We start from the raw sequence: 13,727 nt of genomic DNA, 5'->3' as shown, positions 1-13,727 counted from the left end.
AGTTTCCTAATGTTTCCCCGAAACACGCTGTCCCTGCCACCGCCTATACTTTAGCCGATTATTTTCGGTGCTTTGTCACGGAACATTTCAGTACTCCTGTTTCTGTTACAGGGATAAAAGGCCCATAAATGACAGCCTCGGCAGACTTGTCCATTATTTCTCTGATTCTTCACGCCTCTATTGTCGTGAAGATTGTCCTTACCATCCTCCTTGCGCTCTCCGTGATCAGCTGGACCATGATTTTCCAGAAGTGGTTCCAGGTGCAGCGTGCCCAGAAGGCAACGGAAGATTTTGAAAAGCGGTTCTGGGGCGGCGCCGATCTTGGCTCGCTCTTTGAAGGCGCTCAGATGCGCCGCGATAAGAGCGGTCCGGAAGAAAAGATTTTCGCGGCCGGCATGGCTGAGTACACGAAGCTGCAGGACCGCGGCATTGATTCCGCGCACGTGCTGGACGGCGTGAAGCGCGCCATGCGGGCGGTCTACCAGCGTGAAATGGATAGTCTCGAGAGCGGCCTCTCGATTCTTGCTTCCATCGGTTCGGTTTCGCCTTACATCGGTCTGTTCGGCACGGTCTGGGGCGTGATGAATGCCTTCACCGGCCTCTCCACGCTCACCAATGTGTCGCTCGCCGTGGTGGCCCCCGGCATTGCGGAAGCGCTTGTCGCTACCGCTATCGGCCTTTTCGCGGCTATTCCAGCTGTGGCCGCGTATAACTTCTACGCCACATCCACCGGTCGTCTCTTCAACCGGTTTGACGCCTTCACCGAGGAGTTCCTGAACATTCTCGAAAGGCAGAGGAGCTGAGAGCCATGAGTTCACTTCGGCCGGAAGGCAGCCGCCGCAAGGTGATGTCAGAAATCAACGTCGTGCCGTATATCGACGTGATGCTTGTTCTCGTCGTGATTCTTATGGTGTCGGCACCGTTTGTTGAACCTTCCGTTGTCAATCTGCCGACGGTTGCGAAGGCATCCAAAGCCCCTGACAAAGTGATTTCCGTTGTCGTTCAGGCAGATGGGTCGCTTGCGATCAAGGATGGCGCGAAACTCACGCCGCAGGATATGCCCGGTCTCATCAGCTACGTTCAGGATGCCGAGAAGGCGAGCGGCGGGAACCCTGTTCCTGTCGTGATCTCGGCAGACCGCGACGTGAAGTATGACCAGGTGATCAACGTGATGAAGAACCTTCAGAAAGCCAATGTCGAGAGGGTCGGGCTCGCCCTTCAGATTGACGGCGGGAAGTAGCAACTTATGAAAATGAAGCTTGGTTCCTCCAGCACGGCAACGGACGCCCGCCCCGGCGCGACGCCCCGGAAGAGAGACCTGAAAAAGGCCTTTCTGCTCGCGCTTGCGATCCATGCGGCGCTTTTCGTCGCGCTGCTCTTCGCCTTCCAGTGGAAGACGCAGAATGAGGAGGTGTACGCGGAGCTCTGGGCATCTGTCCCGACCAGCGGCACATCTGAGCACGGCGGTCCGGTGAAGGGAGATGACGGCGCGGCGGAGCCCCCGCCTCCGGAATCCACCCCAGCCCCTGAACCTAAGCCTGAGCCGCCTGCGCCGGCTCCGAAACCGGCTCCTGCCCCTGCCCCCGCTCCGGCTCCGAAGCAGTCGCTTGCGGAAGAACGGAAGGCCGATATTGTTGCGGCCCAGGAAAAGGCGAAGAAGCAGAAGGCTGAGCAGCTGAAGGCTCAGCAGGAAGAGCAGAAGCGGATCGCGGACGCGAAGCGCGCGGCTGATGAAACGAAGAAGAAGGCGGTCGCCGATGAACAGCGCCGTCAGGCGGCTGCCAAGGCTCAGATGGAGAAAGTCCGTCAGGCTGAAGCTGCCCGTCTCGCTCAGGCCGCGAGGCAGAACGCGATGGCGAAGGTGAGAGGCCAGGAGCTTGCCCGTGTGGCGGGCGGAAAGCCTTCCCAGACGACCGCTGGCGTTCCGACAGGTGACCGTACGGCTCAGTTCCAGAATCTCTCGGGATCCGCAAAAGCGGCCTTTATCGCCCGCGTGACGGCCTGTATCCGTCCGAACATCATCTTTAACGTTCCGTCCGGCATCCGCCGCGGCCAGCATCAGGCGGTTTACCGCGTGAGGCTGATGCCGACCGGGGATCAGATCGGTGCTCCGCATAAGACCCGCGGCTCCGGGCTCCCGGGCTACGACAGCGCGGTGGAGCGCGCTATCGCGAAGTGCCCGAAGTTCCCGACCGTGCCGGGTACGCCGATGCCGGGTGAAGTGACGCTCACTTTCGACCCGATCGACTCGAAGTAAACAGTTGGAGTTTTAAGAAAGACGCCGTCCTTTCAGCAATGATCGGACGGCGTATTGTTATCCGGGATAAGGGGTGCCCCACACCATTTGGTAGCGGGCGGCGATGTCGCTCAGAGTCGGGCTGTACGCCTGGCCGCCCGGTGCCTCAAGCTTAAAGGACGCGATGGTGGAACCGATGCGGCCGCAGGTTTCCAGGGGCAGACCGAGTTCCAGTCCCCGAAGGAGTCCTCCGCGGTAGGCGTCCCCGGCTCCCACCGGATCCGCGATACGAAGCGGCTGTACGGCCGGGATCCGGATCTCCCGCTCCTCGGTATAAATCACGGATCCTTCTCCTCCCCGTGTGACGAGGAGCGAGCGGGAAGGCGTGACAAGCTTTTTTCTATCGAGCCCTGTGCGGTCAGCGAGGAGCTTTTCCTCATACTCGGAAACGCAGATCAGCATGGATCCGAGAGAGAGCTCCGTCAGAGCCGCGGGCGACAGCTGCGATGTCGCCTGGCCGGGATCAAAAACGTAGGGGATGCCAAGCTTCCGATAGAGCTCTCCCTGAGACGCCATGGAGCGAAGGCCGCCCGGTGCGATATGCGCGGCAGAGACGCCTGAAAGCGCTTCGTGGTCCGGCACCTGGAGGAGGTCCATCGCACCGGCGTGAAACGTCGTGAGCTGGTTTCCGAGAGAATCCGTGGTAATAAAGGCCTGGGCGGTCCACTCATCCGGTGCGTCCTTCACGAAGCGGGAATCGATCCCGGCTTTGTCCAGATGGTCTCGGTAAGCGGCTCCATCCTTCCCCAGCATCGCGAGAAGCCGTGGGGAGCCTCCCGCGGCTTTCATTGCCCAGGCGATATTGCCGGCGCAGCCGCCGAAATAGCGTTCCAGGGTGTCCGCGAGAAAGGTGAGGTTGAGATGCGAAAGCTCATCGGGGAGCAGCATCTCATCGAACCGTCCGCCGTAGGAGCAGACGCTGTCATAGGCGACGGAGCCTGAAATCAGAATAGCCATCGCGGTTCCCCGCCAGCGCGATCAGTTCTGGGGCACCGCGCGTACGGTGCAGGAAGCGGGGTGGCTGCCGGAAAGCGTGAAGGCGAAGCGTACAGGGAGCGTCTTCGCGGCGCCAAGCCGCGTGCCGGAACCCTGTCCCGCGTATTCCTCAGGCTTTACGAGGCGGCGGATCGCGATAAGGCCGCGGTCATCGGTGAAAGTCACCTCAAGCACCGGAAGCGGAAGGCTCTCCGCGCCGTTATTCGCGAGCGTCAGATGGATCTCATAGCTATCCATCGTGATCGGGGTCAGGGCGAAATTCTCAACCGCGAAGGGATTCACGCCTTCACTGCCGGGACCGGGGCAGGGAATCACGCCGCAGACCGCCTGGCGGGCTGAAAGCACAGCCGGCACGTAGCGGCCGAGCACGGGGCCGAAGAGCGACAGCAGCTGCCAGAGAATGACGAGAATCAGGACAGCAACGCCGATCGGCCAGAAAAGACGATTACCCCGTTTCACGGCGGTCGGAATGGTGACTGAGCCGAGTTTCGGGGAAAGTGAATTCAGACGGCTGAAAACGGGGCGCTTTTCTTCCTGAGCGTCGTTCGGCATGGACCGTTCGGACGCGGGAGAAGCGGAAAAAGCCGCAGGGCGCGCCGCGGCGGGCTGAGCAGCCGGCGTCTCTGCGGCTCTCGGTTCGGGGGCAGAGCCGCGGCGGTTCAGAAGACCGTCGAGCACGTCGTCATCCACCTTGCGAAGCGTCTCCGAGGCATCAAACCGGGTCTGGCAGATGCCGCAGCGAAGCCGCCCGTTGTCGGCCTCGAGGTCTTCCGGAGTTACCTGATAGATGCAGCCGCAGATGGGACAGCGAACAACAAGAGCCATAGAGATGAAGCCTTTTAAAGCGAAGCCGCCCTCCGGGCGCTGAGGACATTCCAGCCCTCTTCAGAACGCCACCGCGAGAGCGTGATGGCAGGATCCGCCTTGCGGAACGCTTCAATGATACGGTCCACCTGGTCATCGAGAATGCCCGACAGCACCAGCTGCCCGCCCTCGGCGACATGGCCGCAGAGTGTGGGAGAAAGCGAAATCAGCGGATTGCAGAGGATGTTGGCGATGACGATATCATAAGGCTTCCCGGCAGGAATCCCGTCAGGAAGGCAGAAGTTTCCGGTCACGCCGTTGTTTTCGGCGTTGAAACGGGAGGCTTCAACCGCGAGCGGATCGATATCACAGCCTTCGACCGAGCCCGCGCCGAACATGGCGGCCGCGATCGCGAGAATGCCGGTGCCGCAGCCGTAGTCAAGAACGGTTTCGCCTTTCTTCAGATTCTCATCGAGCCACTGAATGCAGAGATGCGTGGTCGGATGGCTTCCGGTGCCGAAGGCGACGCCCGGATCGAGCTTCATATTGAGCGCGTCAGGGGACGGCGGTTCGGACCAGGAGGGCACAATCCAGAGCCTGCGCGAGGCCTGGATCGGCTGAAACTGAGCCTGCGTGATGCGGACCCAGTCAACATCAGGCACAGCTTCCACGGACTTCACTTCAAGCTTCTCAATGCCGAGCGCCTTTTCGATCACGGCGAGCGATGTTTTCCAGTCGAAACCATCGTCCGCGAGGACAGTAAGAAGCGAGCGGTTCCAGGCCTGGACCTTGGGTTCCAGACCCGGTTCGCCGAAGAGGGGGGACTCAGACGGCGTATCCGCGTCTGCGTCCTGCGTCGTGTAGCTGCTAGCCCCGGCTTCCATCAGCATGTCGCCGATCGCTTCAGCATTGCCGCGGTCGGCGTAAAGCGTAATTTCCTGCATTTTTTCTCCTAGGATGCCGGGGTACTGCCGATCAGGAATGAAGCGTCTTCAGCTTCTCTTCCAGATAGTGGATGCTGACACCGCCCTGGCGCACTTTTTCGTCCGCCATGATATCGCGGTGAAGCCGGATGTTGGTCTTGATGCCTTCAACCGCGAATTCCGAGAGAGCGATGCTCATACGGGCAATAGCCTGCTCGCGGGTGTGGCCGTGCGCCACGAGCTTCGCGATAAGCGAGTCGTAGTAAGGCGGCACGGTGTAGCCGGCGAACACATGCGTATCGATACGGATGCCAGGGCCGCCGGGCAGATGCCAGGCAGTGACCTTTCCGGGAGACGGCACGAAGGTGTACGGATCCTCAGCATTGATTCGGCATTCGATCGCGTGACCGTTGATCTGGATATCGCGCTGCTTCAGCTCGAGCCGTTCGCCGGCCGCGATCTTGATCTGCTCCGCGACAATATCGACGCCCGTCACTTCCTCGGTCACCGTGTGCTCAACCTGCACTCGGGTGTTCATTTCGATGAAGTAGAACTGGCCGTTTTCGTACAGGAACTCAAAGGTGCCCGTGCCGCGGTAGCCGATCTTCTTGCAGGCTTCGACGCAGCGCTTGCCGAGGCGGTCGATCAGACGGCGCGGAATGCCGGGAGCCGGCGTCTCTTCCATCACCTTCTGGTTGCGGCGCTGCATCGAGCAGTCGCGCTCGCCGAGGTAAACGCAGTTTCTGAAGTTGTCGCAGAGAATCTGGATTTCGATGTGACGCGGATTCTCGAGGAACTTCTCCATGTAGACCTCAGGATTGCCGAAAGCGGATTTCGCTTCCTGCTTCGTGAGTTTCACGGAGTTGATAAGCGCGGCTTCGCTGCGGACCACGCGCATGCCGCGTCCACCGCCGCCACCGCTCGCCTTGATGAAGCAGGGGTAGCCGACCTCGCGCGCGATGCGGCGGATCTCATCCGGATCATCCGGCAGAGCGCCTTCGCTGCCCGGCACGCAGGGCACGCCGGCTTCAATCATGGCTTTCTTCGCCTGGATCTTGTCGCCCATCAGGCGGATCGTCTCAGGACGCGGTCCGATGAAGGCAAATCCTGACTGCTCAACGCGTTCGGCAAAGTCCGCGTTTTCAGAGAGGAAGCCGTAGCCCGGGTGGATCGCCTCTGCGTCCGTCACTTCGGCCGCAGCGATGATCGCGGGAATGTTCAGGTAGGACTGAGAGGAGGGAGCGGGTCCGATGCAGACGCTCTCGTCAGCGAGGCGGACGTACTTCGCGTCAGCGTCCGCCATCGAGTGAACGACTACCGTTTTAATGCCGAGCTCGCGGCAGGCGCGCTGGATTCGCAGCGCGATTTCCCCTCTGTTGGCAATAAGAATCTTTCCAAACATGGGTTTTATCCAAGAATAAAGAGAGGCTGACCGAATTCAACAGGCTGTCCGTTTTCAACGAGGACTTCCTTGATCACGCCGTCTTCTTCCGCTTCAATCTCGTTCAGCAGCTTCATGGCTTCGATGATGCAGAGCGTGTCGCCCTTCTTCACCGTGTCGCCCACCTGGACAAACGGCTTCGCTTCAGGCGAAGGAGAACGGTAGAACGTACCGACCATCGGGCTCGTCACGGGCTTGCCGGCAGGAACTGCGGGCTGCGGGGCAGCTTCCGCGGCAGCCGGAGCGGGAGCGGCGGCCGGAACCGCGGGAACAGCAGCGGCCGGAGCGGAAAACGCGGAAAGGTCGGTGAGCACGGTGCCTGCGGGCAGGGGCGAGGCGGTGCCGTGGGTGTTCACAATACGGAGATGATCTTCGCCTTCATTAACCTCGAGTTCAGCAACGCCGCTTTCGCGCACGAGGTCGATCAGGGTTTTAATTTTTCTCAGATCCATAATGTCCTTCGCTTCAGACTGGCTCTTTTACCGGGTAGGAAAGCCGTCCGATTTTGTCTTAACAAGCCGGCAGTGGCTGTCATGCAGCAAGAACCGGCATCAGTAGATAACTTATAGAGATACTTCAGAATTTTTCGCTTTTCTCAGTGCCTTTCGCGTCCTGCGGGAGTCCCGGAAAAAGCGGGCAACCTCTATTTTGCCGTGAAATGTCGCTAAAAAGCGTTAAAAATCTCCGACTGCGATTGTAAGAGACAATGCGCAGAACAGAAAACCCCGGATTCTCAAAAATAGGTTAATCCGGATGATGTGCGGTGTCGCGCAGCAGGCTGAGAAGGTCATCGAGTGACGCGCGGCCTGAAGCCTCGATATCGGTCTGATAGATATCCGGGGCGCGTTTCCTTGGATTCGCGCCGAGATCCCGGAGCGGCAGCACTTCAAGAGAGACGCCGACCGAGTGCGCGAAGGGGAGGAGGCGTGAGAGCGGGGAGCCCCGCCGGATGGGGCGCAGCCACCCGAGCGCCTCCATCGGGTGAAGGGACGGCGTGGCCTGCGGGTCAATCGGCTCCCAGTTGATATTGAGATTGAGGAGTGCGAGCTCCGCGTCCTTCCCGCTTTCCGCGAAGCATTCAAGCGTGATATTGGAGTCATCAGTCGCCGCGCCGTTCAGCACGGGACCCGCAAGGTAGGCCGTGATGCCGGCCTCAGCGAGATCCCGCATGACAGCGGCCGCCTCCGCGCGGAGCGCGGCGAGCAGCGCTGGATGATCCGGATAAAAGATGCTGAGATGCTCCCGCACGGCGGTTTCCACATCCGCTCCCGACGGCATCGGGCAGCGCTTGCCGAACGCCTCGGTGAGTTTTGTCCGGGCGAGCGCCCAGCTGCAGTGCTGATCCACAATCAGCCGCGCCGCGTAAGCGGCGGCTTCTTCAATTTCAGTATCCATGCTTCACTCTGAAACAATTCACCCCGGCTAGTCTAGCGGAGACGCCTTAGCGGGTCTGCCTCAGCCGCTACAATGATGAGCATCTTTTTTCTGAGGCATCCGAAGCCGGACGCGGCCGGATGCAGGCGTTATCCAATGCACATACATATCCTAGGAATTTGCGGAACTTTCATGGGCGGCGTGGCGCAGCTCGCTGTTCAGGCGGGGCATAAGGTCACGGGGTGCGACGCGGGGGTCTACCCGCCGATGAGCGATCAGCTTCGCGGTCTCGGTATTGAGCTCTATGAAGGGTATGGCGAAGAGCAGCTGTCGATTCATCCGGATCTCTGGGTGATCGGGAACGCGATTTCGCGCGGCAACCCGCTTCTCGAAGCGATTCTGAATGCCGGGGAACCGTATACCTCGGGTCCGCAGTGGATCAGCGAACATATTCTGCAGGGACGCCACGTGATGGCGGTGGCCGGCACGCACGGCAAGACCACGACGAGCTCGGTGCTCGCCTGGATTCTTGAAGCCTGCGGCAAGGCTCCTGGGTACCTGATCGGCGGCGTGCCGTCGAACTTCAGCCACAGCGCGCGGCTGTCGCCTGAGAGCCCGTACTTTGTGATTGAGGGCGACGAATACGACACCTGCTTCTTCGATAAGAGAAGCAAGTTTGTGCACTACCGTCCCCGCACCGCCATTCTGAATAACCTCGAATACGATCACGCGGACATCTTTGAGAATGTCGAGGCGATCGAGAAGAGTTTCCACCACCTCGTGCGCACGATGGCGCAGAAGGCGCTCATCGTCGCGAACGGTCAGAGCGCGACGCTGGACCGGGTGCTCGAGATGGGCTGCTGGAGCCGGGTGGAGCGGTTTGATTCGGAGAATGGCTGGACGATTTCCGAGGATGGCGAAGTGGCCTTCCGGGGTGAGTCTTTCGGCATTCTGAAGAGCCCGCTCCTCGGGCGTCACAATCAGCTGAACACGCTTGCCGCAATCGCCGCGGCTCGCGACGCCGGCGTGGATCCGCGTGAGGCGATCGCCGCGATGGAAAGCTTCTCCGGCGTGAAGCGCCGCCTTGAAGTGAAGGGAACTGAGGACGGGGTTACGGTGATCGACGATTTTGCGCATCACCCGACCGCGATCCGCGAAACGATCGCCGCGCTCCGCGGGAAGATCGGCTACGGCAAGGGGCGCCTCATCGCGGTGCTTGAACCCCGCTCCAACACGATGAAGATGGGTACCATGCGCGCGGCGCTTCCGGGGTCTCTGAGTGACGCGGATCAGGTGTTCTGCTACGCCGGGGCCGGTGTCCGCTGGAATGAGGCAGAGGCGCTCGCGCCGCTCGGTGATAAGGCTCACACCTACACCGATCTTGATCTTCTCGTAAAGGAAGCGGCAGCCTACGCGGCGCCTGGCGACAGCATTCTCGTGATGAGCAACGGGGGCTTCGGCGGCGTGCATGGAAAGCTTCTCGCCGCGCTCCGCGAAAAGGCATCCTGAGCGGGAGGAGGGCTGAGACTGGATGGCGACCATATATCTTCACGGCTTTCTCTCTTCTCCTGACTCGAAAAAGGGGAGAATCCTCGCGCTTGAACATAAGAGGCGTGGGATCCCCTTCTTCGCTCCGGATCTCACGATGTCTCCGGATCAGGTAGCGGCGATGCTCGCGAGATTTACGGCGGGGATGCCGCCAGAGGAGCTGACCGTTGTGGGATCCAGTCTCGGCGGGTTTTACGCGACGTGGCTCGCGGAGAAAACCGGGTGCCGCGCGGTGCTCCTGAACCCGGTGGTGCGCCCCTGGGAGCTTGTCCGGGATTTTCTGGGTGAGCAGGAGACATACGGCGGAAAGCGCCGTGTGGTGATTACTGAGGACTACGCTGATCAGCTCCTCAGACTGGATACTCCAGCGATTACAATGCCTACCCGCTATCTCGTGCTGCTCTCCACCGCGGACGAAGTCCTCGACTGGCACGAGGCGGACAGAAAATACCAGACAGCGAAACGCGTACTGGTGCCGCAGGGCGATCATCAGATCAGCAACTTTGACCAATACAGTCCGGCAATAACCGACTTCTGCGCCACGCGCCCTGAAGCGGTGCCTTCGCCGGCCGACTCAAACTGAATTCCGGCTGCAACACATATGACCAATCTTTTTTTTGACGACAACGGCTCCTTCAAGGCCGGGTCTGTACTTTCTTCGACGAGCGCAACCTATCAGGTGGAGCTTTCGACCGGAAAGCGCACGAAGGTGAAGGGCTCCAAGGTCTTCTTCAGCTTCGAGCAGCCGTCGCCTCAGGCCTTCATGGAGAAGGCCCAGGCGCAGGCCGCGGAACTCGATCCGAGCTTCCTCTGGGAGGTGGCACCGAAGGATGAGTTCAGCTACGAGGATCTGGCGGCTGAGTATTTCGGGGACGAGGAAACAAATATCGCGAAGGCCGGCCTCCTGATGAAGCTCTATGAGTCGCCGGTCTACTTCTACCGCAAGGGCCGCGGCCGCTTCAAGGCGGCACCGGAAGAAATCCTGAAGCGGGCGCTTGAGGCGCTTGAGAGAAAGCGTAAGCAGGAAGAGCATAAGAAGGCCATCACCGCGGAGCTCGTTGCGGGCACCGTGCCGCCTGAGATCAGCGCTGATCCGATCGGGCTCCTGATTCACGCGGATAAGAACAGCATCGAGTGGAAGGCGCTTTCTGACGCCGCGGCCGAACGCCGCATGACGCCGCTTAAGCTCCTCCTCGAACTGAAGGCGATCGCGTCGCCGTGGCATTGGCATGTCGATTCGTTCTACGCCGAGAATTTCCCGGAGGGCGCTGGCTTCCCGGATACCCTCCCGCAGCCGCCTGAAGGCCGGGGAGATGACCTTCCGGTCTCTGACGCCGTGCCGTTCTCGATCGACGATTCGAGCACGACCGAAATCGATGACGCGACGTCCGTCACTCACATGGAGGGCGGCAAGACCCGGATCGGTATCCATATCGCGGTGCCTTCCATCGGCATGCAGCGCGGGGATCCGATGGATCTCTTCGTCCGGAACCGTATGTCGACCGTCTACGCGCCGGGTCTTAAGACCACGATGCTCCCTGAAAACTGGGTGAAGGCGTATTCGCTCGACGAGGGGCGCCTTGTTCCCTGCCTCTCGCTTTACGCGATGGTGGATGACGAGACGATGAGTGTGCTCTCAACCGATACGCGGCTTGAGCGGATCCGGATGGGCGACAACCTCCGTTACGACCAGTGGGATGAACAGGTGTCGGAAGAGGCGGTTGAGGCCGGCACGCTCACGATTCCGCACGCGGAGGATATCCGCTACCTCTGGCACTTCGCGAAGCACCTGCAGGCGGAGCGCGAGGCCGTGCGGGGACGCCCTGAGGTGAAGGGAAAGATTGACTGGTTCTTTGATCTGGAGGGTGAGGGCGAAGACGCCATCATTCACGTGAAGGGACGCCGGCGCGGCGAACCGCTCGACCTCGTGGTGGCTGAGGCCATGATTTTCGCGAACAGCGTCTGGGGCGAGTGGCTTGAAGAGCACGGCACGGCCGGCATCTACCGCAGCCAGAGAATGGGCCGCGTCCGCATGAGCACGGTCGGAGGCCCGCACGACGGCCTCGGCGTGGCGCGCTACTCCTGGTGCACGTCACCGCTCCGCCGCTACGTTGACCTTGTGAATCAGCAGCAGATCATCGCGACCGTGATGGGAGAGAAGCCTCCCTACGAGCGGAATGACTCCGACTTCTTCATGATCGTCGCGCAGTTCGAGAATATTTACGGTCTTTACAAGGACTTCCAGACCCGGATGGAGCGCTACTGGTCGCTTCGCTGGATCGCTCAGGAAAATGTGAAGCAGATTGAGGGCATCGTTGTGAAGGGTGACCTCGTCCGCTTTGACGGCATCCCGTTCACGCAGCGCGTGCCGGGGCTCCCGGAGCTGCCGCGCGGCAAGAAGGTGGTGCTCGATATCCTCGGCCTTGACTACATCGGGCTCGTCCTCGAGGTTCGCCTTAAGGAAGTGAGAGACGAAGTGCAGGAGCTGGGTGACGAGGAGCCTGAGGAAGAGGCGCCGGAAGCCGTGCCTGAGGAAGCCGCCGCGTCAGCCGCCGAAGCCGGCGCGCCTGAAGCCCCGGCGGAAAGCCCGGAATCCGCGGCCGAACCTGCCGCTGAATCTGCTCCGGAATCCGACGCCGCTCCGGCACCGTAATGAAAAAGGAGTGTTCCGCTTTTTTCCTGCTTATGCTAGAAAGATAGAAAAGGGGGCTTTGCGACAGACAAAGCCCCAAATTCCGGCAAAAAGGAGTGCGTTGAAATGACAAAGCCTGACCGTTACGCGGTGCTGGGTAATCCGATTCAGCACAGCTTTTCTCCAGAAATCCACCAGAGCTTCGCGGCAGAACTGGGGGAAAACATCTCGTACGAGAAAATCGAGGTGCCTATCGGTCAGTTCGCGGAAAAAGCGGAAGAGCTCCTCGATGAGGGCTACAAGGGCTGCAACATCACGCTGCCCTTCAAGCTCGATGCCTATAAGTTTGCCGATAAGCTTACGGAGCGCGCGCGAAGCTGCGGCGCCGTGAACACGCTCGTTTTCGGGAACAAGATTCTCGGCGACAACACGGATGGCATCGGCTTTGTCACCGATATCACGTCCCGGTTCGGCTTCAATATCACGAATGCCTCGATTCTTGTGCTGGGAGCGGGCGGCGGCGTCCGCGGGCTGCTCCCGTCGCTTCTCGAGCAGAACCCCAAGTGGATCGCGGTGGCAAACCGCACGCTCGAACGGGCTCAGACGCTCGCGGATGTCTTCGGCGTTGACGCGATTCCGTATGAAGCCACGGCGGCTGAACACTTTGATCTCGTGATCAACGCGACCTCAACGAGCCTCTCCAACATCGTGCCCCCGGTTCCCGAATCGGTGTTCGCCGAGGTGTCCCTCGCCTATGACCTCGTCTACGGCGCGGAACCCACTCCTTTCATGGAGCTCGCGAAGAAAGGCGGCGCGAAGAAAGTGGCTGACGGCCTCGGCATGCTGATTGAGCAGGCCGCGGAAAGCTATGCCGACTGGAGAGGCACGCGTCCGGATACCTCGAAGACCTACGATCTCATCCGCCGCCTTATCCGGGAGCGCGCAGCGAAGTGACGCCCGTGAAAAAGCGCCGCGGCATCCTCACGACGGTTTTTCTGCTGCTCGTCGCGGCAGCTCTCCTCTGGCACCTTTTCATCATCGGGGAGGCGGTTGCCTATCGCTGGATCAACCCGGAGGTGACGCCTTACATGAAGCTTGAGGCGGCGCGCCTGAAGGCTGAGAAGCCCGGCGTGAAGCTGCGCCATCAGTGGATCCCACTTGCCCGCATGGGCAATAACATCAAGCGGGCGGTGATCGCGTCCGAGGATCAGAAATTTCTGCATCACGACGGCGTCGACTGGGACGCGCTCGAACTCGCGATGGAGAAGCATATTGAGAAGGGAAAGGGCGGCGGCGGATCAACGATCACGCAGCAGGTCGTGAAGAACGTCTTTCTCTCGCATAACAAAAGCTATATCCGCAAGGGCCGGGAAATCCTGATTTCCCTCGTTCTCGACTACATCTGGCCTAAGAGCCGGATTCTTGAGGTTTATCTCAATACCGCGGAGTTCGGAGAGGGGATCTTCGGCGTTGAGGCGGCGTCACGCTATTACTTTGGCTGTAGCGCCTCTCAGCTATCCCGTTCTCAGGCCGCGTTCCTAGCCGCTATACTGCCCCGGCCCAAGTATTATCAGGTACACCGGAATTCAGCTTATATCCAGAGAAAGGCCAGTCGTATTCAGGCCTATATGGGTGACACGCCGCTTCGGGCAGCAAAAGAAAGCGTCGTGAAGTAAGTGTTTTTCCGAAAGGAGTGCCTGAGCGGGTACAATC

General features: G+C 60.4%; 14 protein-coding genes. 8 read left to right on the top strand and 6 right to left on the bottom strand.

Annotated elements, in window-relative coordinates:
- The first annotated feature begins 128 nt into the window (after positions 1-128).
- The 3 genes from tolQ to tolA are packed head-to-tail and all read left to right on the top strand — an operon-like array spanning position 129 to position 2,257.
- Positions 129-803 (top strand): protein TolQ, encoded by a 675-nt coding sequence (gene tolQ, locus M4NBBH2_RS02045; RefSeq protein WP_022444068.1) that lies wholly within the window; start codon positions 129-131, stop codon positions 801-803.
- A gap of 5 nt (positions 804-808) precedes the next feature.
- Positions 809-1,240: a biopolymer transporter ExbD gene (locus M4NBBH2_RS02040; protein ID WP_022444067.1), complete on the top strand. Its 432-nt coding sequence runs from the start codon at positions 809-811 to the stop codon at positions 1,238-1,240.
- Positions 1,241-1,246: 6 nt separating this feature from the next.
- A complete protein-coding gene (tolA, locus tag M4NBBH2_RS02035; protein ID WP_116269510.1) occupies positions 1,247-2,257 on the top strand; it encodes a cell envelope integrity protein TolA in 1,011 nt (336 codons plus the stop codon).
- A 57-nt stretch (positions 2,258-2,314) separates the two neighbouring features.
- Here the strand turns inward: tolA and M4NBBH2_RS02030 are convergent, their stop codons facing one another.
- From M4NBBH2_RS02030 to M4NBBH2_RS02005, 6 genes are all read right to left on the bottom strand, one after another.
- The gene (locus M4NBBH2_RS02030) at positions 2,315-3,253 is read right to left on the bottom strand and encodes a carbohydrate kinase family protein (protein ID WP_116269509.1); all 939 of its coding nucleotides are present in this window, start codon (positions 3,251-3,253) and stop codon (positions 2,315-2,317) included.
- A 21-nt stretch (positions 3,254-3,274) separates the two neighbouring features.
- Positions 3,275-4,117 carry a zinc-ribbon and DUF3426 domain-containing protein gene (locus M4NBBH2_RS02025; protein WP_116270563.1) on the bottom strand — a complete coding sequence of 281 codons (843 nt, stop codon included), beginning with the start codon at positions 4,115-4,117 and terminating at the stop codon, positions 3,275-3,277.
- 14 nt (positions 4,118-4,131) lie between these two features.
- Entirely contained in the window at positions 4,132-5,040 is a 909-nt protein-coding gene (gene prmA / locus M4NBBH2_RS02020; RefSeq protein WP_116269508.1) for a 50S ribosomal protein L11 methyltransferase, read from the bottom strand.
- 31 nt (positions 5,041-5,071) lie between these two features.
- Positions 5,072-6,421 (bottom strand): acetyl-CoA carboxylase biotin carboxylase subunit, encoded by a 1,350-nt coding sequence (accC, locus tag M4NBBH2_RS02015; RefSeq protein ID WP_116269507.1) that lies wholly within the window; start codon positions 6,419-6,421, stop codon positions 5,072-5,074.
- A 5-nt stretch (positions 6,422-6,426) separates the two neighbouring features.
- The gene (gene accB / locus M4NBBH2_RS02010; protein ID WP_116269506.1) at positions 6,427-6,912 is read right to left on the bottom strand and encodes an acetyl-CoA carboxylase biotin carboxyl carrier protein; all 486 of its coding nucleotides are present in this window, start codon (positions 6,910-6,912) and stop codon (positions 6,427-6,429) included.
- Between the two features lie 292 nt (positions 6,913-7,204).
- Positions 7,205-7,855: a hypothetical protein gene (locus M4NBBH2_RS02005; RefSeq protein WP_116269505.1), complete on the bottom strand. Its 651-nt coding sequence runs from the start codon at positions 7,853-7,855 to the stop codon at positions 7,205-7,207.
- Positions 7,856-7,930: 75 nt separating this feature from the next.
- Here M4NBBH2_RS02005 and mpl point away from each other — a divergent pair, with 75 nt between their 5' ends.
- The 5 genes from mpl to mtgA all read left to right on the top strand — a co-directional run bounded on the left by mpl (position 7,931) and on the right by mtgA (position 13,690).
- A complete protein-coding gene (gene mpl, locus M4NBBH2_RS02000; protein ID WP_370685255.1) occupies positions 7,931-9,343 on the top strand; it encodes a UDP-N-acetylmuramate:L-alanyl-gamma-D-glutamyl-meso-diaminopimelate ligase in 1,413 nt (470 codons plus the stop codon).
- Positions 9,344-9,365: 22 nt separating this feature from the next.
- Positions 9,366-9,965 (top strand): YqiA/YcfP family alpha/beta fold hydrolase, encoded by a 600-nt coding sequence (locus M4NBBH2_RS01995; protein ID WP_116269504.1) that lies wholly within the window; start codon positions 9,366-9,368, stop codon positions 9,963-9,965.
- An 18-nt stretch (positions 9,966-9,983) separates the two neighbouring features.
- Positions 9,984-12,035: a ribonuclease catalytic domain-containing protein gene (locus M4NBBH2_RS01990; protein WP_116269503.1), complete on the top strand. Its 2,052-nt coding sequence runs from the start codon at positions 9,984-9,986 to the stop codon at positions 12,033-12,035.
- 105 nt (positions 12,036-12,140) lie between these two features.
- Positions 12,141-12,968, top strand: a complete 828-nt coding sequence (gene aroE, locus M4NBBH2_RS01985) for a shikimate dehydrogenase (protein WP_116269502.1) — start codon at positions 12,141-12,143, stop codon at positions 12,966-12,968.
- Entirely contained in the window at positions 12,965-13,690 is a 726-nt protein-coding gene (gene mtgA / locus M4NBBH2_RS01980) for a monofunctional biosynthetic peptidoglycan transglycosylase (protein ID WP_202973732.1), read from the top strand. The genes aroE and mtgA overlap by 4 nt, the downstream gene beginning before the upstream one ends.
- Positions 13,691-13,727: the final 37 nt, after the last annotated feature.

Source organism: Mesosutterella multiformis (genome assembly GCF_003402575.1).
Classification (GTDB): domain Bacteria; phylum Pseudomonadota; class Gammaproteobacteria; order Burkholderiales; family Burkholderiaceae_F; genus Mesosutterella; species Mesosutterella multiformis.
Note: the sequence above shows the minus strand (reverse complement) of the source record. Positions and strands in the feature narration are given on the sequence as shown.

What these genes read in the sequence shown, in the direction of transcription:
- tolQ (WP_022444068.1), top strand. Translation starts at nt 129, where the DNA reads ATGACAGCCTCGGCAGACTTGTCCATTATTTCTCTGATTCTTCACGCC.
- M4NBBH2_RS02040 (WP_022444067.1), top strand. Translation starts at nt 809, where the DNA reads ATGAGTTCACTTCGGCCGGAAGGCAGCCGCCGCAAGGTGATGTCAGAA.
- tolA (WP_116269510.1), top strand. Translation starts at nt 1,247, where the DNA reads ATGAAAATGAAGCTTGGTTCCTCCAGCACGGCAACGGACGCCCGCCCC.
- M4NBBH2_RS02030 (WP_116269509.1), bottom strand. Translation starts at nt 3,253, where the DNA reads ATGGCTATTCTGATTTCAGGCTCCGTCGCCTATGACAGCGTCTGCTCC.
- M4NBBH2_RS02025 (WP_116270563.1), bottom strand. Translation starts at nt 4,117, where the DNA reads ATGGCTCTTGTTGTTCGCTGTCCCATCTGCGGCTGCATCTATCAGGTA.
- prmA (WP_116269508.1), bottom strand. Translation starts at nt 5,040, where the DNA reads ATGCAGGAAATTACGCTTTACGCCGACCGCGGCAATGCTGAAGCGATC.
- accC (WP_116269507.1), bottom strand. Translation starts at nt 6,421, where the DNA reads ATGTTTGGAAAGATTCTTATTGCCAACAGAGGGGAAATCGCGCTGCGA.
- accB (WP_116269506.1), bottom strand. Translation starts at nt 6,912, where the DNA reads ATGGATCTGAGAAAAATTAAAACCCTGATCGACCTCGTGCGCGAAAGC.
- M4NBBH2_RS02005 (WP_116269505.1), bottom strand. Translation starts at nt 7,855, where the DNA reads ATGGATACTGAAATTGAAGAAGCCGCCGCTTACGCGGCGCGGCTGATT.
- mpl (WP_370685255.1), top strand. Translation starts at nt 7,931, where the DNA reads ATGAGCATCTTTTTTCTGAGGCATCCGAAGCCGGACGCGGCCGGATGC.
- M4NBBH2_RS01995 (WP_116269504.1), top strand. Translation starts at nt 9,366, where the DNA reads ATGGCGACCATATATCTTCACGGCTTTCTCTCTTCTCCTGACTCGAAA.
- M4NBBH2_RS01990 (WP_116269503.1), top strand. Translation starts at nt 9,984, where the DNA reads ATGACCAATCTTTTTTTTGACGACAACGGCTCCTTCAAGGCCGGGTCT.
- aroE (WP_116269502.1), top strand. Translation starts at nt 12,141, where the DNA reads ATGACAAAGCCTGACCGTTACGCGGTGCTGGGTAATCCGATTCAGCAC.